General features: G+C 70.4%; 23 protein-coding genes. 16 read left to right on the top strand and 7 right to left on the bottom strand.

All coding sequences use genetic code 11. From position 1 onward, the window contains the following. Positions 1 to 11: 11 nt before the first annotated feature. From SACCYDRAFT_RS15605 to sbnA, 3 genes are read left to right on the top strand one after another with little or no spacing between them, the layout of a single operon-like run. Positions 12 to 1,001 (top strand): TauD/TfdA family dioxygenase, encoded by a 990-nt coding sequence (locus SACCYDRAFT_RS15605; RefSeq protein ID WP_005457516.1) that lies wholly within the window; start codon positions 12 to 14, stop codon positions 999 to 1,001. An 11-nt stretch (positions 1,002 to 1,012) separates the two neighbouring features. After that, positions 1,013 to 2,095, top strand: coding sequence for a 2,3-diaminopropionate biosynthesis protein SbnB (gene sbnB, locus SACCYDRAFT_RS15600; protein ID WP_005457515.1), 1,083 nt, complete (start codon positions 1,013 to 1,015; stop codon positions 2,093 to 2,095). 34 nt (positions 2,096 to 2,129) lie between these two features. Next, positions 2,130 to 3,116, top strand: a complete 987-nt coding sequence (gene sbnA / locus SACCYDRAFT_RS15595; RefSeq protein ID WP_005457514.1) for a 2,3-diaminopropionate biosynthesis protein SbnA — start codon at positions 2,130 to 2,132, stop codon at positions 3,114 to 3,116. Between the two features lie 509 nt (positions 3,117 to 3,625). On the opposite strand, the gene SACCYDRAFT_RS15590 is transcribed toward sbnA, so the two are convergent. Together SACCYDRAFT_RS15590 and SACCYDRAFT_RS15585 are read right to left on the bottom strand one after the other, a co-directional pair. After that, entirely contained in the window at positions 3,626 to 4,651 is a 1,026-nt protein-coding gene (locus SACCYDRAFT_RS15590; protein WP_005457513.1) for a 2Fe-2S iron-sulfur cluster-binding protein, read from the bottom strand. Between the two features lies 1 nt (position 4,652). Next, on the bottom strand, positions 4,653 to 5,876 hold the full coding sequence (locus SACCYDRAFT_RS15585; protein ID WP_005457512.1) for a cytochrome P450: 1,224 nt from the start codon (positions 5,874 to 5,876) through the stop codon (positions 4,653 to 4,655). A gap of 139 nt (positions 5,877 to 6,015) precedes the next feature. On the opposite strand from SACCYDRAFT_RS15585, the gene SACCYDRAFT_RS15580 reads away from it, so the two are divergent. Further along, complete coding sequence (locus SACCYDRAFT_RS15580; RefSeq protein WP_043536541.1) at positions 6,016 to 6,972, top strand: AraC family transcriptional regulator; 957 nt, start codon at positions 6,016 to 6,018, stop codon at positions 6,970 to 6,972. On the opposite strand, the gene SACCYDRAFT_RS15575 is transcribed toward SACCYDRAFT_RS15580, so the two are convergent. Further along, on the bottom strand, positions 6,937 to 7,152 hold the full coding sequence (locus tag SACCYDRAFT_RS15575; protein ID WP_043536539.1) for a hypothetical protein: 216 nt from the start codon (positions 7,150 to 7,152) through the stop codon (positions 6,937 to 6,939). The two genes, SACCYDRAFT_RS15580 and SACCYDRAFT_RS15575, sit on opposite strands and share 36 nt — an antisense overlap. A 104-nt stretch (positions 7,153 to 7,256) precedes the next feature. Beyond that, positions 7,257 to 7,742, bottom strand: a complete 486-nt coding sequence (locus SACCYDRAFT_RS15570) for a carboxymuconolactone decarboxylase family protein (protein WP_005457510.1) — start codon at positions 7,740 to 7,742, stop codon at positions 7,257 to 7,259. A gap of 178 nt (positions 7,743 to 7,920) precedes the next feature. Between SACCYDRAFT_RS15570 and SACCYDRAFT_RS15565 the strand changes: the two genes are divergently transcribed. The 3 genes from SACCYDRAFT_RS15565 (at position 7,921) to SACCYDRAFT_RS15555 (ending at position 9,621) form a co-directional block, all read left to right on the top strand. Beyond that, positions 7,921 to 8,856, top strand: coding sequence for an RNA polymerase sigma-70 factor (locus tag SACCYDRAFT_RS15565; RefSeq protein ID WP_005457509.1), 936 nt, complete (start codon positions 7,921 to 7,923; stop codon positions 8,854 to 8,856). A gap of 136 nt (positions 8,857 to 8,992) precedes the next feature. Next, positions 8,993 to 9,208 (top strand): type II toxin-antitoxin system VapB family antitoxin, encoded by a 216-nt coding sequence (locus SACCYDRAFT_RS15560; RefSeq protein WP_005457508.1) that lies wholly within the window; start codon positions 8,993 to 8,995, stop codon positions 9,206 to 9,208. Then, on the top strand, positions 9,205 to 9,621 hold the full coding sequence (locus SACCYDRAFT_RS15555; RefSeq protein ID WP_005457507.1) for a PIN domain nuclease: 417 nt from the start codon (positions 9,205 to 9,207) through the stop codon (positions 9,619 to 9,621). Before SACCYDRAFT_RS15560 ends, SACCYDRAFT_RS15555 begins: the two co-directional genes overlap by 4 nt. Before the next feature lie 13 nt (positions 9,622 to 9,634). On the opposite strand, the gene SACCYDRAFT_RS15550 is transcribed toward SACCYDRAFT_RS15555, so the two are convergent. Beyond that, positions 9,635 to 10,213: an AAA family ATPase gene (locus SACCYDRAFT_RS15550; protein WP_005457506.1), complete on the bottom strand. Its 579-nt coding sequence runs from the start codon at positions 10,211 to 10,213 to the stop codon at positions 9,635 to 9,637. 195 nt (positions 10,214 to 10,408) lie between these two features. On the opposite strand from SACCYDRAFT_RS15550, the gene SACCYDRAFT_RS15545 reads away from it, so the two are divergent. From SACCYDRAFT_RS15545 to SACCYDRAFT_RS15525, 5 genes are all read left to right on the top strand, one after another. Continuing rightward, positions 10,409 to 10,675 (top strand): FitA-like ribbon-helix-helix domain-containing protein, encoded by a 267-nt coding sequence (locus tag SACCYDRAFT_RS15545; RefSeq protein ID WP_005457505.1) that lies wholly within the window; start codon positions 10,409 to 10,411, stop codon positions 10,673 to 10,675. 2 nt (positions 10,676 to 10,677) lie between these two features. Then, a complete protein-coding gene (locus SACCYDRAFT_RS15540; RefSeq protein ID WP_005457504.1) occupies positions 10,678 to 11,247 on the top strand; it encodes a GNAT family N-acetyltransferase in 570 nt (189 codons plus the stop codon). Positions 11,248 to 11,372: 125 nt separating this feature from the next. Continuing rightward, a complete protein-coding gene (locus SACCYDRAFT_RS15535) occupies positions 11,373 to 12,797 on the top strand; it encodes a serine hydrolase domain-containing protein (protein WP_005457502.1) in 1,425 nt (474 codons plus the stop codon). Continuing rightward, complete coding sequence (locus SACCYDRAFT_RS15530; RefSeq protein WP_005457501.1) at positions 12,794 to 13,756, top strand: sensor histidine kinase; 963 nt, start codon at positions 12,794 to 12,796, stop codon at positions 13,754 to 13,756. Before SACCYDRAFT_RS15535 ends, SACCYDRAFT_RS15530 begins: the two co-directional genes overlap by 4 nt. Beyond that, on the top strand, positions 13,753 to 14,412 hold the full coding sequence (locus SACCYDRAFT_RS15525) for a response regulator (protein WP_005457500.1): 660 nt from the start codon (positions 13,753 to 13,755) through the stop codon (positions 14,410 to 14,412). The genes SACCYDRAFT_RS15530 and SACCYDRAFT_RS15525 overlap by 4 nt, the downstream gene beginning before the upstream one ends. A 395-nt stretch (positions 14,413 to 14,807) precedes the next feature. Here the strand turns inward: SACCYDRAFT_RS15525 and SACCYDRAFT_RS15515 are convergent, their stop codons facing one another. Together SACCYDRAFT_RS15515 and SACCYDRAFT_RS15510 are read right to left on the bottom strand one after the other, a co-directional pair. Continuing rightward, positions 14,808 to 15,476, bottom strand: coding sequence for a winged helix-turn-helix domain-containing protein (locus tag SACCYDRAFT_RS15515; protein WP_043537322.1), 669 nt, complete (start codon positions 15,474 to 15,476; stop codon positions 14,808 to 14,810). Positions 15,477 to 15,510: 34 nt separating this feature from the next. Further along, positions 15,511 to 16,242 carry a helix-turn-helix transcriptional regulator gene (locus SACCYDRAFT_RS15510; RefSeq protein WP_005457498.1) on the bottom strand — a complete coding sequence of 244 codons (732 nt, stop codon included), beginning with the start codon at positions 16,240 to 16,242 and terminating at the stop codon, positions 15,511 to 15,513. A gap of 166 nt (positions 16,243 to 16,408) precedes the next feature. Here SACCYDRAFT_RS15510 and SACCYDRAFT_RS15505 point away from each other — a divergent pair, with 166 nt between their 5' ends. Genes SACCYDRAFT_RS15505 through SACCYDRAFT_RS15490 form a run of 4 tightly spaced genes read left to right on the top strand, consistent with a single transcriptional unit; the run spans position 16,409 to position 21,201 of the window. Beyond that, positions 16,409 to 17,086 (top strand): response regulator transcription factor, encoded by a 678-nt coding sequence (locus SACCYDRAFT_RS15505; protein ID WP_005457497.1) that lies wholly within the window; start codon positions 16,409 to 16,411, stop codon positions 17,084 to 17,086. After that, on the top strand, positions 17,083 to 18,366 hold the full coding sequence (locus tag SACCYDRAFT_RS15500; protein ID WP_005457495.1) for a sensor histidine kinase: 1,284 nt from the start codon (positions 17,083 to 17,085) through the stop codon (positions 18,364 to 18,366). The genes SACCYDRAFT_RS15505 and SACCYDRAFT_RS15500 overlap by 4 nt, the downstream gene beginning before the upstream one ends. Before the next feature lie 34 nt (positions 18,367 to 18,400). Continuing rightward, positions 18,401 to 20,248 (top strand): fibronectin type III domain-containing protein, encoded by a 1,848-nt coding sequence (locus SACCYDRAFT_RS15495; protein WP_232283690.1) that lies wholly within the window; start codon positions 18,401 to 18,403, stop codon positions 20,246 to 20,248. A 26-nt stretch (positions 20,249 to 20,274) separates the two neighbouring features. Next, positions 20,275 to 21,201: an AAA family ATPase gene (locus SACCYDRAFT_RS15490; RefSeq protein ID WP_043537320.1), complete on the top strand. Its 927-nt coding sequence runs from the start codon at positions 20,275 to 20,277 to the stop codon at positions 21,199 to 21,201.

Raw genomic sequence — 21,201 nt, 5'->3', positions numbered from 1 at the left:
AAGGAGACCAGATGTTGTCCGCCTCCGCCGCATCGCTGCTCGATGTGGACGTTCAACCCGGTAAACCGCCCGTGCTGCGGACCGGCGCCGTCACGGACCCGGTGACGTGGGTGTCCGGGCACCGCGATGCCCTGCGCAGCGTGGTCGACGAGTACGGCTCGGTCCTGGTGCGCGGGCTCGGGCTCCGCGACGTGACCGCGGTCGGCACCGTCTTCCACCGGCTGGCCGACAGTCTGATGACCGAGCGGGAAGCGTTCGCCGCCCGCGAGACCTACGCCGACGGCGTGTACTCGTCGGTGACGTGGCCGTCGAACCAGCCGATGTGCATGCACCACGAGCTGAGCTACCGGCTGGAGTTCCCCAGCCTCATGCTGTTCGCGTGCCTGACCGCGCCCACCAGAGGTGGAGCCACCGGCGTGGCCGATTCCCCGACCGTGCTGGACGCGCTGCCCACCGACCTGGTCGAACGGTTCGAACGGGAGGGGTGGCTGCTCACCCGCTCGTACAACGACGAGATCGGGGCCACCGTCGAAGAGGCGTTCGGCACCGACGACCGCGCGGCGGTGGAGAGCTACTGCCGTGCCAACGCGATCGAGTTCGCGTGGCAGCCCGACGGCACGCTGCGCACCCGCCAGCGGCGCAGCGCCGTGGTGCGGCATCCGGTCAACGGGCGGCGCTGCTGGTGCAACCAGATCGCGTTTCTCAACGAGTGGACGATCGACCCGGAGGTGCGGGAGTACCTCGTCGAGGTCTACGGCGCCGACGGCCTGCCGTTCAACACGCACTTCGGCGGTGGTGATCCCATAGGCAAGGACGTCGTGGACGTGCTGAACGCCGTCTACGAGGAGCACACCGCCCGGGAGCCGTGGCAGCCCGGCGACGTGATGCTCGTCGACAACATCCGCACGGCGCACAGCAGGGAGTCCTTCGAGGGACCGCGCGACGTGGGAGTCGGCATGGCCGAACCGGTCCGCCTGACCCCGCCCGAACAGCTCTGGTGAGGGTGACACGGATGCCCACAGTCTCTTCTTCCGCGGCCTCGTCGGTACCACAGCCACCGACGAGCGAACCGATCACCGCGCCGTCCTTCGCGGTGATCCCGGGTGCCCAGGTGCGGCAGGTTCTGCGGGGACGGGAGCCCGAGATGGTAGAGCTGGTCGAGAACACGTACCGCCTGCACAGCGCGGGCGACTCGGTCAACCCACAGTCCTACTTCCTGCGCTTTCCCGACCGGCCGACCTCCCGCATCATCGCGCTGCCCGCCTCGATCGGCGGCGACGTCAACGTAGCCGGCGTGAAGTGGATCTCCAGCTTCCCCGGCAACGTGGCGGCGGGAATCCCGAGGGCGTCGGCGGTGCTCATCCTCAACGACCACGACACCGGCTACCCCTTCGCATGTCTGGAGAGCTCGATCATCAGCGCCACCAGGACCGCCGCGTTCGCGACGCTGGCTGCCGACCGGCTCAGCCGCGACCGGGACCGCCCGGTGCGAGTGGGGTTCATCGGTGTGGGCTTGATCGCCCGTTACATCCACGCGTTCCTGACCGGCACGGGGTGGTCCTTCGAGGAGATCGGCGTCTGCGACACCTCGCCCGACAGCATCGTGGGCTTCCAGCGCTACCTGGAGCGGTCCGGAACCGAGGGCACGGTGAGCGTGCACACGGACGCGGAGAGCCTGATCCGATCGAGCGACCTGCTGGTCTTCGCGACCGTCGCCGGTCGCCCGCACATCAGCGACCCGTCGTGGTTCACACACAACCCGCTGGTACTGCACGTCTCGCTACGGGACCTCGCGCCGGAGATCGTGCTCGCCTCGACGAACATCGTCGACGACGTGGAGCACTGCCTCAAGGCGGACACCTCGCCCCACCTGGCGGAACAACTCACGGGCGACCGGGACTTCCTCGACGGAACGCTGCACGACGTGATGGCCGGGAAGGTGCGGCCGCGGCCGGACCTTCCGGTGGTGTTCTCGCCGTTCGGTCTCGGTGTTCTGGACCTCGCGGTCGGCCAATACGTCTACGACACACTGGTACGTTCCGGCGAGCTGGATGTCGTCGACGACTTCTTCCACGAACTGCGCCGGTACGGATGAGTGCCGGGCGAGCCTCGACAGACGAGGAGGTCTCGTGCCTGTCATAACCGCTCCCCTGGAATTCAACGAGGAACAACTCTACGTCGACCTCGAGTCGATGTTCGGGCACTCACTGTTTTTGAAGTGCGAGGGCTTCAACTTCGCCGGTTCGATCAAGCTCAAGGCCGCGATCGAAATGGTGGAGTCGGCTGAGCAGCACGGTCTGGTGACACCGGACACCATCCTGGTGGAGTCGTCGTCGGGCAACCTCGGTGTGGCGTTGGCCATCATCGCGGCGAGCAAGGGGTATGAGTTCCTGTGCGTGACCGACACCCGGTGCAACCTGTCGGCGCGGCGGCTGATCGAGGCCCTGGGCAGTCAGGTGCACATCATCACCGAACCGGCCCCCGACCGCGGTTTCCTCGGCGCCCGCCTGGACTACGTCCACTCCCTGTGCGCATCCGACCCTCGGTACGTGTGGCTGAACCAGTACTCGAACCCGAGCAACTGGAAGGCCCACTACCGCAGGACCGCACCCGAGATCGCCCGCCAGTTCCCGAACCTGGACGTGCTGTTCATCGGTACCGGCACCACCGGCACGTTGATGGGCTGCGCCCGGTACTTCCGCGAACTGGGCAGTCCGGTGCGGATCGTCGCCGTGGACAGCGTCGGTTCGGTGACCTTCGGCGGAGAGCCGGGACGCCGGATGATCCCCGGCCTCGGGACCAGCGTCCGCCCCCGATTGCTGGACGAGTCCTATGTGGACGACGTTGTGATAGTAGACGAGGTGGACACCATCCGCGCGTGCCACCGGCTGGCTCGCAGCGGCTTCCTCTTCGGCGGATCCACCGGCACCGTCGTCAGCGGCGCGATGGACTGGCTCGCCCGCCACGGCTCTCCCGGGATGACCTCGGTCGCCATCGCCCCGGACCTCGGCGAGCGCTACCTGGACACGCTGTACCAGACCAACTGGCTGCAGGGCCTCTACGGCGAGGACGTGCTGAACTTCGCTGAGATCGCCGCCGGCGTCCGGCCAGGGTGAGGCGAAACCACCGCCTCGCGGGAACGCCGCCCTCACGAGTGAGCGGTTCGACGCGTTCGCGGCACTTGGAGGCCCCCAGGGGCTCAAGGCCCGCGCGGACCCACTCGACGAGCTGCGTCGCCGGCTTCCGCAGGTCAGCCCTACCCGTTCTCCTGAGGTCGAGGGGGTGGGTTCAAACCCTGCCAGCCCGGCAGTACAGGGCCGGCTACGCAGGTAGGCGACCCCTTCGCGGTGGCGGATCCGGTGTTACTTCGTCAACGACCGACATTCGTTCGACACGCTGGTTGAGGCGCGCAAGCTGCCGACGGCCTGCCCGGGCATCGCGCCGTCGAGGACGTCGCCAGCACCCCGCACGCCACCATCTGGCCTACCGGATGCACCGATCCCCCCCCACACCCCACGCTCCCCGGCCGCCATGTTGTGAGCGCCGTGAGTTCGTGATGGGGGTGGCGGGCACGGGCCGGGATACTGTGCCCGGCCCGTGCCGCCGGTATCCGTGTGCCGACAGGTCAGGTGTCCGGGTCGCCGAGCGCGTCCGCCGGGGTGAAGTTCTCCCGGTGAATCGAGCGCGGCGCCATGCGACGCCGTTTGAACGCCTTGACTCCGGCCTGCACCATCGGCGGTGGTCCGCACAGCCAGCCGGACCACCCGCGCGCGCTCGGCACGTCCTCGAGGAAGGCGTCCGTGGGGAACCCTCTCCGGTACGCCGCGTCGGGTTCCTCGGACAGCACCGGCTCGAATCGGAAGTGTGGGTAGCGTTCGGCCAGTTCCGCGAACCGTTCGAGGTCGTAGAGATCGGCGGCGCCACGCACCCCGTGGTACAGGAGCAGTTGCCGTTCCGGATGCCTGCGCAGAGCCGTGCGTGCGAGGCCCACCAGCGGAGCGAGGCCGGTACCGCCACCGACGAGCACCATCGGCCCGCCGTCGTCGTCTGCGGCGGGAGGGAGATGGAAATCGCCCAGCGGGCCGGACGCCTCCACCCGGTCACCGGGTGCGAGACCCTCGAAGATCCAACGGTCGGTGGCCACGCCGCCCGCCACCCGCTTGACGTGCAGTTCGAGCACCTTGTCCTCGTCCGCGGTGTTGGCCAGTGAGTACTGTCGCCGCTCACCGGAGCCCGGCACGACCAGTTCGATGTACTGTCCGGCCTCGAACGCCAACGGCTCCGCCAGGCCCAGGGTCACGCGGCGGGTGTCGCGGGCGATGTCGGAGACCTCCAGCACCGTGGCGACGAGGTCCCGCAGCGGGTGCACGGCCCGGCCGGACGGTCCGGGGCTGGGCATCTCCAGGTCGGTGACGGGGCGGGCCTGGCAGGCGAGGGCCAGGCCCGCCGCGCGCTCCTCCTCGGTCAGCGTCTGGAGCGGGGAAGCGCCGTGGTCGACCTCGCCGGAGAGCACCCGGAACTTGCAGGTGCCGCAGGTGCCCTGGTTGCAGGAGTTCGGCATCCACACGCCCGCCCGCAGGCAGGCGTCGAGCAGGGTCTGGTCGGCGGCGCAGTCCACGCGGTTGCCGCCGACGGTCACCACGAAGCCCACGTCAGACCTCCCAGGTGACGTGCAGGCTGGTCGGCCCGCGGAAACCCCAGCCCCAGAACTCGACTCCCTCGCGCGTGTCCCGCTCGAGGTTCGGGATGGCCTCGAACAGCTCCTCCAGCGCGATGCGCATGACATGGTTGGCGAAGTAGATGCCGGCGCACGCGTGATTGCCGGCTCCGAAGGCCAGGTGCGGCAGCGGGGGGCGGTGCAGGTCGTATTCCGACGGGGCCTCGTACTGCCCGGTGTCGTGGTTGGCCGAGCCGTAGGACATCATCACCGGTGTTCCCGCGGGCAGGTCGACACCGGCGACGGTGACCGGCCTGGTGGAAATGCGGGCGGTGGCCGACCAGATCGGTGAGGTCCAGCGCAGCCCTTCCGAGATGGCGCGCGGAATCAGCGTGGGGTCGTCGATGACCTCCTCCAACTGCTCGGGCCTGCTGAACAGCCCGACGAGCGTGGATGCCATGCCGTGCCCGGGTTCCTGCATCGCGCCGAGCAGGTAGACGTAGATGGTGGGGTAGATGTACTCGCGGTCGCGGGTCTGCCCGGGAGGCATGCCGTCGTGCAACCAGTGGGAGATCGCGCTGTCGTCCGGGTGCTCGATCCACCTGTCGATCAGCGGGTCGACGATGGCACGGATCTCCGCCTTGGCCTCGTCACCCTCACGAAAGCCCTCCGGGTTGGCGAACTCACCGTTCTCGTCCATCGCCGCGTTCGTGAACGACCGGTTCAGCTTCGCGAACCATTCGCGCAGCTTGTCGGAGTCGACGTCGTGCAGGCCGAGCAGGTCGCCGAGCGAGCGCACGCTGACCGGCTCGCAGTACTGGGACACCAGCTCGGCGTGCCCGTCGTTCTCGAAGCGTTCCAGGTAGCGCCGGGCGATCGGGCGCACCAGGTCGTCGATCCAGCGGTCGACCTCCACCGGCTGCAGCGCCGGCTCGACCATCGAACGCAGGTCGTCGTGGATCTCGCCGTTGACGCCGATGATGGCCGGGTGGCCGAACGTCCGGCCGCCCGCCGGCGTGATGACGGCTTCGAAGTCGGGACTGGTCGCCACCTCGCGGCACACCTCGGCGGTGGAGGCGACGTACGAGCCGAGCACAGGGACGTACGCCAGCGGCGCCTCGGCGCGCAGCCGCTCGTACACCGGGTACGGGTTGCGCTCGAGCTCGGTCATCGTGACGTCGTCGAGCCAGGCGAGGTCGGAACGCTCTGTCGTCGTCATGGGTCGTGTCCTCCCACGTCGTTGTCGGGCAGGCACGGACGGTAGGGCGTTGGAGGACGATCGGGCGACACGCGGAGCGCGGCGGCGAGACAGATCGCGCGGCACGTTCGTGACCTGCGTCTCAGGTATCCTGCTGCGCATGCGTGCACGGCGAGGTGCCGCTCCCCGGGACTGGGACCAGGCGTCCCGGAAGGTGGCGGAAGCGTACTTCCCGCACGAGCTGCGCCTGCTCAGCGGGACCCGCGATCCACGGTTGACCTTGCACACCCTCGACCTCGGCCCGGTGTTGATCGGACACGTCGGCTGGGGTGCCGACGTGCGGGTGGCGTGCGACTATCCCGGTGCCTACGAGGTCAACCTGCCCCTGACCGGGCATCTGGAAAGCCGGGGCAGACACGGCGCAGTGGTCTCCATGCCGGGGCAGGCCACGGTCTTCCGCTCGGACACGCCCACCCTCATCAGCCACTGGGACGCGACGTGCACCGTGCTCGGCGTCAAGTTCGACAGTGTATGGCTGGATCGGGAGGCCGAGCGAGTACTGGGCACCGACCGCGCGACCCTGCGCGGCGCACTGCCCGAACAGTTGGTGCTCGCCGACGGCCGCGGTCACGCATGGCGCACGCTCATCGGCAGCCTGACGGCCCACCTGCGCGACCCCGGCCTGCTCGGGGACTGCGGTCCGGTTCGTGAGCAGCTCGCCGGAGCGGTCGCGGCCGGATTCCTGCTCACCGGGTGTCCGGAGCTCGGGTCCGGCCCCGCGCCGCGTCCAAGGGCGATCCGGCGTGTGGTGGACCAGGTGCACGACGACCCCGCCCGCGCGTGGACCGCGGGCAAGCTGGCCGCCGTGGCGGGAACCAGCGTCCGGCGATTGCAGGAGGGTTTCCGCCAGTGGCTCGGGTGCACGCCGACGGAGTACCTGACCGACGTCCGTCTGCAGCGTGCCCACGCCGACCTGCTCGCCGATCCCTCGCTCGGTATCAGCGAGGTGGCGGCCCGCTGGAGCTTCTCCAGCGCCAGCCGGTTCGCCGCCGCATACCGCAAGCGCTACGGGGTGTCGCCGTCACAGGCACGCCGGGACGGTGGCGGACACGGCTGAGGGCACCGCGCGGGCGGCCGTCGCAGGCTGGGCGATGTCGAACACCGTCGTGACCACATCGGACAGCAGAGCCCGGTCGTGGTCGGCGAACACCGCCTCCCGGCTGCTCCTGCAGTCGGGGATCAGGTGGTCGAGGCCATGGACGTCGGGGTGGTGGGACACTCCCCGCCACGGGACCACGTCCGGCTGCTCCGCGATGTCGTCACCGAGGTGAGACGCCGAGAACGCGGCGAACGGCCCCGGACGATGCCGAGACCGGTCGCGCTCCTGCGCTTTCCCGCCGATCAGCTCAGCATTTCGGCCATCATGCCCGGCTCGTACGAACCCGCCGGGTTGCGCACGATCACGTTCATGCGGTTGGCCGCGTTGACCAGGGCGACCAGCGAGACCAGCGCGGCGATCTGGTCGTCGTCGTAGTGTTCGCGCACCCTGGCCCAGGTCTCGTCGGACACGCCGGTGTGGGCGTCGGCGAGCCGGGTGCCTTCCTCGGCGAGTGCCAGCGCGGCCCGCTCGGCCTCGGTGAACCCGCCTGCCTCGCGCCAGGTGGCGACCAGGTTGAGCCGGGCAGGGGACTCCCCGGCTGCCGTGGCCTCCTTGGTGTGCATGTCGACGCAGAAGGCGCAGCCGTTGATCTGGCTGGCGCGCAGCGCCACCAGTTCCTGGGTGGTCTTCGGCAGCGACGACGCGCTGATCACCAGGCTGGCGTTGGCGAACCGCTTGCCGAACTTGGTGGCGACCTCGTTGGTGAACAGGTTGAATCGGGGTTCCATGGTTTTTCGTCCTCACTCGTGGGGTCGTGTGCTCAGCGCGCTGACGACCATCAGATGCCGGCGCCCTGCTCCCTGTGACAGCACGGCGATGTGACGTGGAACACGGGGCTCGGTGTCACAGAACGGCGGGGTTCGGCGTCTGGAGGGGGAGAGAGTCGAGAGCGAGCGGGAGTGATCCATGTCTGGGACGTCACAGACCGTGCCCGGTGGCGGGCGAACGAACGGGGACAGCCGTCCGGACATCGCCACGGAAGCCTTCCTCGCCCACCGCAACCTGCTGTTCACCGTCGCCTACGAGATGCTGGGCTCCGCCGCCGACGCGGAGGACGTCCTGCAGGAGACCTGGTTGCGGTGGGCGGACGTCGACCTCGGCACGGTGCGGGACCGGCGTGCGTACCTGGTGCGGATCACCACCCGTCAGGCGCTCACCCGGCTGCGCACGCTCGGTCGCCGCAAGGAGTCCTACGTCGGTTCCTGGCTGCCCGAGCCACTGCTCACCACGCCCGACGTGGCCGAGGACGTCGAGTTGGCCGACAGCGTCTCGATGGCGATGCTGCTGGTGCTGGAGACACTCAAGCCGACCGAGCGGGCGGTGTTCGTGCTGCGCGAGGTGTTCGACTTCGGCTACGACGAGATCGCCGAAGCCGTCGACAAGAGCCCCGCAGCGGTTCGGCAGATCGCCCACCGGGCGCGGGAACACGTCGCCGCGCGCCGTCCCCGCGGAGCCGTCTCCGCCGCCGAGACCCGAGGTGTCCTCGAAGCGTTCCAGCGGGCTGTCGAGACCGGCGACGTGCAGAGCCTGCTCGACATCCTCGCGCCGGACGTGGTCCTCATCGGTGATGGTGGCGGGGTCAAGCAGGCCGTGCCGCGTCCCATCGTGGGGGCGGGCAAGGTGTCGCGCCTGCTGGCCGCCGGGCTGGGCAGGCTCGCCGCCCCCGTGTCGCTGCAGCCTGCCCAGGTCAACGGCCACCCGGCTCTGGTCTTCCGGCTCGACGGCGAGCTCGACAGCGTCGTGGCGGTGCGTATCGACGACGGCCTCATCACCGGGCTCTATGCCGTGCGCAACCCCGAGAAGCTGGCGCACATGGAGCGGGAGACCACTCTGAGCCGCTGAGCCGGGCTCGGCATCTCCACCCGCGTGTCACTACCTGCTGACGAGCTGTCCTGCCGGCGGCACTGGTCAGGGAGCGACCCCGGAGATATCATGTCGGATATCAACGATTCGTTCCTTGATATACGGGAGATGCCTCATGAGCCGCACCGTGATCGACCTGGACGACGAACTCGTCGCCGACGTGGCGCAGGCTCTGGGTACGACCACCAAGAAGGAGACGGTCAACACCGCACTCCGGGAGGTGCTGGAGAACCGAAGGCGGGCGCTGGCCCTCACCCGCCTTCGCGCCGCCGCCGTGGAGGGGGCCTTCGATCTGGACGTCCTTGAGGACAAGGCCGACTACCGTCGGTGAACGCCACCCGGTTTCTGATCGACACCAGCGCTCTCGCCCGCCTCCTGCGGGCGGACGCGGAACAGTACGGCTGGGACCAGGCCGCGGCCGCCGGACTCATCGCGGTGTGTCCGATCACCGAACTCGAGTTCTTCTTCAGCGCCCGCAGCGCCGACGACCGTGCCCGCACCGTCGACGACCTGCGCCTGCTGTTCGGCTGGGTGCCTGTCCACGACCGTGCCTACGAGCGCGCCTGGGAGGTGCAGGAGGAGCTGACCCGGCGAGGACAGCACCGCGGTGCGGGTCCCGTCGACCTCCTCGTCGCCGCCACGGCCGAACTGCACGGTCTCACCCTGCTCCACCGCGACCACGACTTCGACCGCATCGCCGCGGTCACCGGACAAGCCACCCAGTGGTATGGGCCGGGGAAGTAGACCGCTCGGTCGATCAGCGGGCCTGTGCCGACAGCCCGTCGGCTGCGGGTTCCTCGCGCGTGGTGATCGTGTGCACCACCCGGTCGGCGAGCTCCTCCGGACGCAGTTGGTCGCCCGGCAGTACCAGTGTCCCCGGCGGGAGTTCGGCGCCCGCGGCCACACAGCGGTCGACGTTGCCGAGCCGGAACCGCCGGGCCTGTTCGTCCCGTTCCTCGTCGTCCGGGACGAGCACCTGGTTTTCGATCCTGCGACGCAACTCGGCAGCGGGGACGTCGAGCCAGACGTGCAGGATGTCCACGCCCGCCTGACCGAGCCCGCCGAAGACCTCGTCGCGGTAACGGGTGTCGACCAGCGTCATCGGCACGATCAGCGGTCGGCGGTACTCGCGGCACAGACCCGCTGCGAATTCGGCGGTGAGGCTGCGCCACAACGGGATGTCCTGGAAATCGGCCACGGGATCGGGAACCGACTGCCGGAGCAGACACCCCACGTATTCCGGGTCGAAGGCCAACGCTTCAGGCAGCCGATCGTGCAGAACATCCGCCAGCGTGGTCTTTCCGGAGCCGAAAGCTCCGTTGATCCATACGAGCACAGCATCCCCCAGGTCTGCCGCGAGCGTACTCGATCGGGCGGTGCATCGACGACCGGAACGGCAAGGTCGACGTCCGATACCCCCGCGGCGCCATCACTCGCGCGCTTCCGGCGTGTGGGACCGTTTGTGCGCGGCTGTCGGGCACCGCGCTCCCGCGGACGCAGCGGCAGCAGTGCGTTGACAGGAGGTGTGCCGATGGCGACGTCGACGATCCGGGACTTCGACGACGACCGCAAGACCGCTCTGCGGGGCCGCGCGGACGCGTACGGCCGTTCGAGGGAGGCGGAGACGCGCGAGAGCAGTCGGGTGGCGTCGACACGCCCCTCCCCAGATGTCGGCATGGCGACTCGGACCCGGCGCCGGTTCGCCGACGTGGACGATGCCTCGACCGCGGGGCCTGCCCGGACCGAGCACCTCCGAGCCGGGGGAGTGATCGTCCTCGTCGCTCCGTGGAGCGTCTGACCATGCCGGGAACGCTCCCTGACACGCCGGAGGCTCCTCGCGTCGTGCGAGGGGAGGCCACCTGCCTGTCGTCGCTCGCTCGGTGCGACTTCACGTTCGAGGTGACCGCCGAACTCGCCGGGCCGTTCGACGACGATGTGACCAGCCGCGTCGTCCCCGTCGTTCCCGCCTACACCAAGGACTACGGTTTCGACGGCGACGAACTGGCCACGTATCTCGATCGTCCGGACGGCGAGCTGTTCGTCGCCACGGTGCGGAACGCCTGCGTCGGCTACGTGGCCGTCTCCGCGGGCTGGAACGCCTACGCCGTCGTCGACGACCTCGCCGTGGACGTCGCCCACAGGGGCACCGGGATCGCTCGCGCGCTCATGGACGCCGCCGTGGAGTGGGCGAGGCGGGCCGGCCTGAGCGGCGTGCGGTTGGAGACCCAGTCCACCAACGTCGCCGCCTGCCGCTTCTACCGGCGCTACGGATTCGTGCTCGGCGGCCACGACCGCTTCCTCTACCGCGCGCTGCATCCCGGGACGCGTGAGGTGGCCCTGTACTGGTACTACCCGTTCCTCACACCGTGACGTGGCGGTAGGTGCGCGCCCGCGGTCGTCGACCCGTGGCGCACCTGACCCCTCACTTTCGTCAGGGGTGTCTCCGGACGGTCGACGGATCCGGGCGCCGGTGTCCACTTTCTACGGTCATCGGTATGAAACGCACACTTCTCGTCCTGGCCGTTGCGGCACTGCTGGGCGGCTTGCCCGCCACACCGGCCTCGGCGGAACAGCCGGGCGCCGACACGTTCGACGACTACCTCGCCCAGGCGTGGGAAGGCACCGGCGTGCCCGGCCTGTCCGCCGTGGTGACGCACCACGACCGGATCGTGCACGCCTCCGGTCACGGCCACGACGCCGACGGCGGAGCCATCACCGAGCACACGCCCATGCGCGTGGCGTCGGTGAGCAAGTCGTTCACCGCCACGGCCGTGCTGACGCTCGTCGACGACGACAGGGTCGCGCTCGACGAACCGGTGGTCTCCTACCTCCCGGAGTTCCACATGGCCGACGAACGCGCACGGCGGATCACCGTGCGCGAGTTGCTGAACCAGACGTCGGGACTCTCCGACACCGCGGTCGACATCGCGGCCGCCGAGGAGGCCACCTCGCTGTCCGAGTACGTCGCCGCGTTGCGTGACGGCACGCTCGCCGCCGACCCCGGCACGCGCTGGGAGTACTGCAACGTCAACTACGAGCTCGCCGCCCGCCTCGTGGAGGTGGTGAGCGGGCAACCCTTCGGCGACTACCTGCGCGAGCGCGTGTTCACACCGCTGGGCATGTCCTCCAGCGCGGTGGACGCCTCCGAGGTGACACCGGCGCTCGGCCACAACTCCCTGTTCGGGCTGTGGTTCCCACGATCCGAGCTGGAAGGGTTCCTCGACAACGGCGGAGCGGGCGGGGTCGTCACCACCGCGCGGGACATGGGGCGGTGGTTGATCGCGCAGCACGGTCACGGCCCCGCCGTCGTGACACCCGAGAGCCTGGCCGAGCTGCACCGCCCGGTGACCGAAGCCGAGTACGCGATGGGCTGGGGCAGGCAGCGGGTCGGCGAGCGCGACCTCCTCGTGCACAGCGGCAACCTCTTCACCTACACGGCCGTGCAGGCCGTCGACCCCGACACCGGGTGGGGGTTCGCCGTCCTGGTCAACGGCGCCGGGCTCTACGACGACGCCTACGAGGTGCTGACCGGGCTGGTGGAGCTGAGCCAGGGCGGGACTCCGGACGCTCTCGGAGGCAGCAGGCAGGTGGTGGAGCTCGTTCTCGGGTTGCTCGCGCTCACGGCGACCGGACTGGGGGCGTTGGGTGTGGTCCGAGCCGGGCGGTGGGCGCGAGCAAGCGGGAGCGGCCCGCGGTGGTGGCTCGGGGTGCGACTGGCGGGCGTGGCCGTGCCGGTCGTGGTGTTGGCGGCGTACCCGGACCTGGCTTCGGTGCTCATGAACGGCAGGACCGTCACGTGGGAGCAGTTGACGTACTTCGCGCTGCCGCTCACGGTGACGCTCGCGCTGGCGGCGCTGGCCTCGGTGGCCACAGTGGTGGCGCGGGTGGTGGCTCTGCGCTCGGTAGGGTCGGCGCGGTGAGAAACGGGGCGGTCCTGGCGATCCTGGCCGCGGGATGTCTGGCGAACGCGGTGGAGCTCGACACCGTGCCGGTGTGGCGACAGCTCGCCTTCGTTGTCGCGGCCGTCGCGGCGTACCTGCACGGGCGTCACCTGCCGGTGCGGCGGGCCTGGCCGGTGTTCCTCGCCGCCGTCGTCGTCTGTGCCGGCTTCACCGTGGCGGACTTCTGGGTGGGCACGGGCATGCTCGCGGCGGTCGCGCTGTTCACGGGGTTGCCGTGGCTGGCCGGGCGGTTCCGCCGCCAGCAGGCCGAACTGGTCGCCGCGGGCCGGCAGCGGGTGGCACATCTCGAACGGGAGCGGGAGCTGGTCGCCGAACACGCGGCACTACGGGAACGCGCCAGGATCGCCTCGGAGTTGCACGACGCGCTCGGGCACGAACTGGCTCTGCTGTCGCTGCGGGCCGGTGCGCTGGAGCTCGTGCCCGATCTCCCGGAGAGACACCAGGCAGCGGCGGCGGAGGTGCGCGCGGGAGCCGTGGCCGCGACCGACCGGCTGCGCGAGGCCGTCGGTGTGCTGCGGGAACATGACGCCGGTGCTCCACCGGCGGCCGACACGGTGGCGGACCTCGTCGACCGTGCGCGGGAGGCGGGAATGGACGTCTCCGCCGACCTGCCACCGTGGCCGCTCGGCGGAGACGTCCACCGCGTCGTCCGCGAAGCGCTCACCAACGCCGCCCGGCACGCGCCGGGAGCTCCCGTGTCGCTCCGGGCGAACGTCGCCGACGACGACACGCTGGAGGTCACGGTGTCCAACCCGGTGAACGGCGCGTCCGCCGGGAGAGGATCGGGCACCGGGCTCGCGACACTACGTGAGCGCCTGCGAAGCTCGGGCGGAACGCTGACCGTGGAGAGCGAGGGGCAGCGGTTCACCGTGACGGCGCGCTGGTCCGTGAGGCGACGCGACGGAGGTGGCCGGTGATCCGGGTGGTGCTCGCCGACGACGAGGCGATGATCCGCGCCGGAGTGCGCACCATCCTGGCGTCGGACGCGGACATCGAGGTGGTCGCCGAGGCCGGGGACGGACGGGCCGCGATCGAGGCGGCACGACGGCACCGGCCGGACGTGGTGTTGCTCGACATCCGGATGCCGGGGCTCGACGGGCTGTCCGCCGCCGCGGAGCTGCGGGAGACGATGCCCGGCACGGCGGTGGTGGTGCTGACGACGTTCGACGAGGACGTCTACGTCGCCGAGGCGCTCGAACACGGGGTGAGCGGTTTCCTGCTGAAGGCGTCCGATCCGAGGGAACTGCTCATCGGCGTGCACGCGGTGGCCGAGGGTGCGGCGTACCTGTCGCCACGGATCGCCCGCAGGGTGATCACGCACGTGCGTGGCGGGGGCTTGTCACGCCCGGCCATGGCGCGTCGTCGCGTCGCGGAACTCACGCCCCGCGAGCGGGACGTACTGGCCGCACTCGGCACCGGACTGTCCAATGCCGACATCGGGCGCGCGCTTTCGCTGTCGGAGGGCACGGTCAAGGCCCACGTCAGCGCCATCCTGCGCCGACTGGGACTGGACAACCGGGTCCAGGCCGCGATCCTCGCCTACGAGGCCGGACTGGTCGTCAGAGACACCTGACCAGGCGTGCCCTGTGCCTGCCGGCTTTCCGTTCGAACACCGCTGAGTCGGTCTGTGCGTGGCTACCTTCGTCGCGCGGACGACGCACTCGGGGTCGTGGAACGGCGCTGGTCGTGGAACGGGACGCGGGTGAGCCACCCACGCCGAGGAACTTGCGACGGTTGCTCCCGTACATACGATTCCCGCGTTCCACGGTGCTACAGAACCAGGCGGCGGTCATACTGAACCACTGCGCGATCGCGGTGGACCAACGCAGGTCTCGGCGTGACCTCGCCCCCGGCTGCTGCGACTTGTGGGCGACCTCGCCGTCGACCCGCCAGGCCGGGATGCGATCCTCACCGACGAGTGCGCGCAACCGCACGGTCACCCCGCTGGTCACACCCGACGAGCCGTGATCACCCGGTGTGGACCGTCCCGAGGTAGTAGCCCGATCCCCGCACGGTCTGGACCACGTCGGGCGGCCCGAGTTTGCGGCGGAGCTGACGAATGACCACGTCCAGCACGTTCGAGGAGGGTGACACGAGCTCGTCCCAGGCCGCCGCGACCAGCTCTCGCCGCGGCACGAGCCGGCCGTCCGCGGCGAGCAGCCGCTGCAGCACCACGAACTCCCTCGGTGTGAGCGACAGCGGCGCCCCGCCCCGCCAGGCCTCGTGCCGCTCGGGGTCCAACTCGATGTCGAACAGCCGCAGCGGCGCCGACACCGGAGCCTCGACCCGGCGGCAGAGGCTGCGCACCCGCACGAGCAGCTCCTCCATCGCGAACGGCTTGACCAGGTAGTCGTCGCCCCACGTCAGGCCGTCGACGCGGTCGCTCACCGTGTCCCGCGCGGTCAGGAACAGCACCGGCACCGACCATCCCCGCCGTCTGCGCTCGGCCACGTAGTCGAGCGCGTCACCGCCGGGCAGCATCCGGTCGAACACCGCGCAGTCGTAGGCGTTGACGCTCACCGCCTCGTCGGCGGCGGCGATGCTCCCGGCGACGTCGACCGCGAACCCGTCACCGCGCAGGGCGCTCTCCAGCGCCACCCGCAGGTTCTCGTCGTCCTCGATGACCAGTACACGCACGGACACAGACGGTATCGGGTGCCGCCACTTCCGGTCACGAACCGAGCCAGCCCCGACGCGCCGCCTTGACCCCGGCCTCGAAGCGGCTGCGGGCCCCGAGCTGCTCCATCAGGCCCGCGACGAGGCGCCGCACCGTCCTGACGGAGACGCCCAGCAACGCCGCCACGGACTCGTCGGTGCGGCCTGCGGCCAGCAGGACCAGGATCTCGTGTTCCCGCATCGTGAGCTCCCCGGCCTCGGTCCCGGCCCGCCTCAGCGGGGCGGTGGACGCCCACACTCGCTCGAACAGCTCGACGGTGGTGTCCACGACGCTCGGCAACGTGAACAGGGTCGCGCCGTTCGCGGACTCGCCGCCTGTTCCGGGAAGCACGGCAGCGGTGCCGTCGATCAACAGTGCGGACAGCGGAACCTCCGACGCGGTGCGCAGCTCGACGCCGTCGCACGCCCATGCCCCGGCGAGCCTGCGGCCCTCGATGCTCGTCAGCGTCCGCTCCGGCAGCAGCACCCGGTACCGGACCCCGCGCCGAAGGTTCGCGGAGTGGACCTGACGCGGCCGGGCGAGCCGACCGCTCGCCGCCTCCGGTGACACACTCACGCAGACCTCACGCGCGGCGTGTGCGAGTGCCACGTCGACGCGGTCGCGTACGGCGCCAGCCACGGACACCGGGGGCACGACCGCCATGCGGGTCAGCGTGGGAGCGGACGGCCTCCGGGTGGACGGTGACGGTGTGGACAGTGCCGGACTGGGCAGTGTCGGACTGGACATCGGAAGCCTCCCTCTCCCTTTCCCACGGCGAGGCAGTTTGCTGCCAGCCGGGCCGAACCTGCGGTCTCACCCGGACCCCCGCGTTAGGCTGCCGCGGAAGCGGCCTGGAAGCGGCCTGGAGGTGACCCGGATGCCGACACGATGCGGGTTCGAACATGAGGATTCGATGACACACGCACCCACCTGGCGGGTTCTCGTGGTCGAGGACGACGAGAACGTGCGGGTGGCGGTCACCGCCGAACTGGGCGGCCACGGGCTGGTGGTCGACACGGCGGGCGACCTCGCAGCAGCCGACGCCGCACTGGCCACCGCCGGACACCACTGTGTCGTGTTCGACCGCATGCTGCCCGACGGCGACGCCACCGAGTACGTGTTCCGCCGCAGGCGGAGCGGGTGGACCGTGCCGGTGCTGTTCCTGACCGCGCGTGACACGCTCGCCGACCGCGTCGCGGGCTTCGAACACGGCGGCGACGACTACCTCGTCAAGCCGTTCGCCATGGCCGAGTTGACGGCCCGGGTGCTGGTGTTGTGCCGGCGTTCGGGCACCGGCAGGCCGTCCGTGCTGCGGCACACCGATCTGGAGGTGGACTGCGCGCGTCGCCGCGTGCGGCGGGCGGGGGTCGAGCTGTCCCTGAGCGACAAGGAGTTCGCCGTGCTGGAGTACCTCATGATCAGACAGGGCAAGGCGGTGTCACGCACCGAGCTGATCGAGCACTGCTGGGACAGCAGCACCGATCCGATGTCCAACGTGGTCGACGTGGTGGTGCGGCGGCTGCGGCGCAAGCTCGGTTCGCCGGACGTGGTGCTCACCGTGTTCGGCGTCGGCTATCGGCTGGCCGCGTGAACACCTCGGCCGCCGCGCGGCTGCGCCGGTTGCGCTGGCTGCTCACCGTGCTGTTCACCGCCATCAACGCCGTCGGTCTCGTGCTGTTCGCGTGGTTGCTGGTGCGCGGCAACGCCGAGCGGGGCCACGAACGGCTCGACGCCGAGGTGCACCGCGTCACCTCCACGGTGAAGCGCCTGCTCCAGTACGACGGGACCCTCGTCACGGCGTTCATCTCCGATGACGAGATCAACACTCAGTGCCCCCAGTTCGCCGTGCTGCCCGGCGACACCGGGCAGTTTCCCGGCCACGTCAGCGAGCGATCCTGCGTCGAGGTCGACCTCGACGTGCTCAACGGCGCGGCGAGGGAGGCCGTGCTCACCGAGTCCTTCTTCCGCGCTCCCGTGCGCGGTCCCGACGGTGGGTTGGTCTGGGTCGGTGCCGACCCCTTCCGGAACGACACGGGGCAGTACATCGGGGCCGTGGTGGCGGCCGTCGACGCCGACCCGATGAGCCAGGAGCACGACCGGCTGGTGCTGTTCGTGGTGGGCGGCTGCGCCCTGCTCCTCGGAGCCGTGGCAGTCGGCGGCCACCTGCTGTCGGGTCGGGCGATCCGCCCCGCGGTCGCGGCACTGGAGCAACAGGAGTTGCTGCTCGCCGAAACGGCTCACGACCTGCGTTCCCCGGTGGCCGCGTTGCGTGCACTCGCCGAGTCGGCGCAGCGCAACCCGGCGGAGCGGGAGGAACTGCTGTCCCGCACGGTGAACCTCGCCGCCAGGATGGGAGGCATCATCGACGACCTGTTGACGCGGGCACGGCTGGCGGCTGGTGTCGAGGAGATCACCCCCGTGCCGGTGAGGCTGGACCAGTTGGTGACCACGGTGGTGGACGAGACCAACGCCGGGACCGCGACGATCACGGTGACCACGGCGCCGACCACCGTGATCGCCGATGCCGCGCTCGTGCAGCGGGCGGTGGGCAACCTGGTCGACAACGCTTTGAGATACGGACGTCAGCCCGGTGCCGACGCGATCGTCCACGTGACGGTGGCGGGCGGCCGGGTCATCGTCGCCGACCACGGACCCGGCATCGACCCGGAGGTGGTCGAGGAGCGCGTCGACCGGTTCTCCAGCACCGGCGGTTCCAGTGGTCTGGGCCTCGCCATCGTTCGCTGGGTGGCGCAGGCTCACGGCGGTTCGCTGCGGGTCTACAACGCCGAGGCGGGCGGCGCGATCTTCGAGCTGGTCCTTCCCGAGTCGGATCCGAAACACGCACCGATGGGGCAGTCTCCGGAAAGTTGATCCGATCATGACCGGCATCTCCTATGCTCACAACGTGACCGCAACGCTACAGTCGACGTGGCGTGGTCGAGTCCTGCGCGGACGAGGGCCGCTGGCCGCGGTGGTTCTCGCCTGTGTCGCCGCGGTCGTGGCGGCGGTGACGGCGGTGGTCGCCCCGGCCACGGGACTCCGGTTCGTGCAGGACGGCCACTGGGTCGCCCAGCCCGAGTCCGACCTGGTGGTGCACGTCGACGGCGAGGCCAAGACGGTCGACGCGCGGATGCGGGTGCCGGACATCGAACCGGGCAGCAGCGTCGTGCACGGTGAGACCAGCGGTTATGTCGTCGGGCGTTCGCGCATCGTCCAGTTCGGCAAGTCCACGCTCACGGTCGAGCGGACCGTCCCCGCACCCGCCGACGAGCAGCCCGCCGCCGTCGAGACGCCCGGCGGCCCGTATCTGGTCTACCGAGAGGCGGGCATGGTGGTCCGCCTCGGTCCCGAGCACGCCACGGTTCCGGTTCCGGGCCCGCTCGGCGAGCCGGTCGCCACGCCGGACGGCACGCTGTGGGTGCACCGGCTCGACTCGGGTGTGCTGTGCCGGCTGCCCCGGGACGCGCGGCAGGTCACGTGTCCCGCCGTGGCGCCGGGCGGGCACTCGGGTGCCCTTACCGTGGTGGGGTCGCAGGCGGTGTTCGTCGACGCCACCGACGACACGTTGCGGGCCGTGTCGACCGAAGGGCTGGGACCGTCCGTCCCCGCACGTATCGACATCCCGGACACGGCCAGGGTCGCGCCGAGGGACGCCGACGGGCGGGTCGCGATCCTCGACGGTGAGGCCTCCCGCATGTTCCTCGTGGACGCGGCCGAACTCGATCCGCGGCGTGCTCCGTCGGCGCCGGTGACGGTGGACCTGCCGCAGGGCGACTTCGCGCCCCCGGCGGTCAGCGGTGAGTCCGTGGTCATGCTCGACCGGACTCACAAGTCCGTGCTCACCTACGCCTCCGACGGCACCCCGTTGCACGAGGCCGGGCTGCCGGAGAAACGCGGCGATCCCCGGCTCGCGATGGCCGAGGACGGCCGCGTCTACGTCGAAGGTGCGCAGGGCAGGCACGTGCTCGTGGTCGACCACGACGGCGCGGTGGACGCGGTCGCCGTGGTGGGAGACGAGGAGCGGACGAGCCGGGAGACCTCCGTGCCGCCGGAACGGAACACTCCGGAACGCGAGCCGGCCAACACCGACGACGAGACCGGTGACGCCCGAGACGTCCGTGTCGACGAAAGCTCGGGCGGTGGCGAACCGAGACCGAACCCCGAGCCGCCGCCGGATCCGGCCGGACCACCGGGCCTGCCGCCGAGTGTGTCGGCACAGGCCGACGACGACACGGTGACGGTCAGGTGGGGCGCGGCGCAGTCCAACGGCGCTCGCGTGACGGCCTACCACGTCACGTGGTCCGCCCCGTCGGTGGCGCAGCGCTCGAAGTCCGTGTCCGGTGGCGCCCGTTCCACCGTCCTGACCGGACTGGACTACGACACCACCTACACGATCACCGTGACGGCCGAGAACCGCACGGGCCGGGGTGCCCCCGCCACCACCAGCGTCACCGTGGAACGCACCCCGGTGGTCACCGTGACGCGGGGGACGACGGACGGCTACGACGGCTGCGAAACGCCCGAATGCGCGAAGATGCGGGTCGTACTGCGCAATTTCGAGCCGAACACGGAGTACCACATCGTGCCGTACTCCACCAATCGCTACTACAGCAACGAGGGCTCGTCCCAGACCACCGACGACAACGGCTACGTGAGCTTCGAGGCCTTCCACTACGAGGGAGTCGGCGACACGGTGTGGGTGGTCGTGGACGATCGCTGGGAGTCCAACAGGTACGTGTGGGAGGCGGAGTGAGCGGGACGCGAGCCGGTGAGGTCGCCATGCTCATCGTCAACAACGTGTGCGGCGTGATCCGGGGTAAGCCGGAGCTGGTGCGGTTCTCCGTCGCGGCGCTGCTCGCCGAGGGCCACCTGCTCGTCGAGGACGTTCCGGGCCTCGGCAAGACGACGCTCGCCCGCTGTCTCGCCCGCAGTATCGACGGCCGCTGGAGCCGTATCCAGTTCACCCCGGACCTGCTGCCCGGCGATGTCACCGGCGTGACCGTCTACCACCAGAAGGACGAGGAGTTCGCCTTCCACCCGGGGGCCGTGTTCGCCAACGTCGTGGTGGCCGACGAGATCAACCGGGGTATGCCCCGCACCCAGTCCGCGCTGCTGGAGGTCATGGCGGAGCGGCGTGTCACCGTGGACGGGACCGCCCACGAGGTGCCCCGGCCGTTCCTGGTGCTGGCGACACAGAACCCGATCGAGCTGGAGGGCACGTACCGGCTGCCGGAGGCGCAGCGCGACCGGTTCCTCATGCGGCTGTCCGTCGGCTATCCCGACGTGGAGACCGAGGTGCTGGTCATCATGAGCGACTGCGCGGGTGTGAGTGCTGACGACCTGTCGCCCGTGGTGGACGTCGAGACGTTGCGTGAGGTCATCGCGGACGTGCGCATGGTCCACCTCGAACGAGCCGTCGTCGAGTACGCCGCGCGGCTCGCCGCGGCGACCCGCGAGCACAAGGCCGTGCGGTACGGTGCGAGCCCCCGCGGGAGTATCGCGCTCGTGCGGACGGCGCAGGCGCTGGCCGCCATGGAGGGCCGCACCTTCGTCACCCCCGACGACGTCAAGGACGTGACCGTACCCGTTCTCGCGCATCGGCTGGTACTCACCGCCGAAGCGGAGCTGGGACAGCACGCTCCCGAGGAGGTCGTGCGTGAGGTTCTGACGGCGACGCCCGCACCGGCGCTGAGCCCCGGGCGGTGA

Source organism: Saccharomonospora cyanea NA-134, from assembly GCF_000244975.1.
Classification (GTDB): domain Bacteria; phylum Actinomycetota; class Actinomycetes; order Mycobacteriales; family Pseudonocardiaceae; genus Saccharomonospora; species Saccharomonospora cyanea.
The sequence above is the reverse complement of the archived record's forward strand: the minus strand, read 5'-3'. Positions and strand labels throughout refer to the sequence as shown.

Coding starts and splice junctions, on each gene's coding strand:
- sbnB (WP_005457515.1), top strand. CDS start 1,013: ATGCCCACAGTCTCTTCTTCCGCGGCCTCGTCGGTACCACAGCCACCG.
- SACCYDRAFT_RS15545 (WP_005457505.1), top strand. CDS start 10,409: ATGGCGACGTCGACGATCCGGGACTTCGACGACGACCGCAAGACCGCT.
- SACCYDRAFT_RS15605 (WP_005457516.1), top strand. CDS start 12: ATGTTGTCCGCCTCCGCCGCATCGCTGCTCGATGTGGACGTTCAACCC.
- SACCYDRAFT_RS15510 (WP_005457498.1), bottom strand. CDS start 16,242: ATGTCCAGTCCGACACTGCCCAGTCCGGCACTGTCCACACCGTCACCG.
- SACCYDRAFT_RS15490 (WP_043537320.1), top strand. CDS start 20,275: ATGCTCATCGTCAACAACGTGTGCGGCGTGATCCGGGGTAAGCCGGAG.
- SACCYDRAFT_RS15580 (WP_043536541.1), top strand. CDS start 6,016: ATGCGTGCACGGCGAGGTGCCGCTCCCCGGGACTGGGACCAGGCGTCC.
- SACCYDRAFT_RS15585 (WP_005457512.1), bottom strand. CDS start 5,876: ATGACGACGACAGAGCGTTCCGACCTCGCCTGGCTCGACGACGTCACG.
- SACCYDRAFT_RS15505 (WP_005457497.1), top strand. CDS start 16,409: ATGACACACGCACCCACCTGGCGGGTTCTCGTGGTCGAGGACGACGAG.
- SACCYDRAFT_RS15540 (WP_005457504.1), top strand. CDS start 10,678: ATGCCGGGAACGCTCCCTGACACGCCGGAGGCTCCTCGCGTCGTGCGA.
- SACCYDRAFT_RS15535 (WP_005457502.1), top strand. CDS start 11,373: ATGAAACGCACACTTCTCGTCCTGGCCGTTGCGGCACTGCTGGGCGGC.
- SACCYDRAFT_RS15570 (WP_005457510.1), bottom strand. CDS start 7,742: ATGGAACCCCGATTCAACCTGTTCACCAACGAGGTCGCCACCAAGTTC.
- SACCYDRAFT_RS15565 (WP_005457509.1), top strand. CDS start 7,921: ATGTCTGGGACGTCACAGACCGTGCCCGGTGGCGGGCGAACGAACGGG.
- SACCYDRAFT_RS15560 (WP_005457508.1), top strand. CDS start 8,993: ATGAGCCGCACCGTGATCGACCTGGACGACGAACTCGTCGCCGACGTG.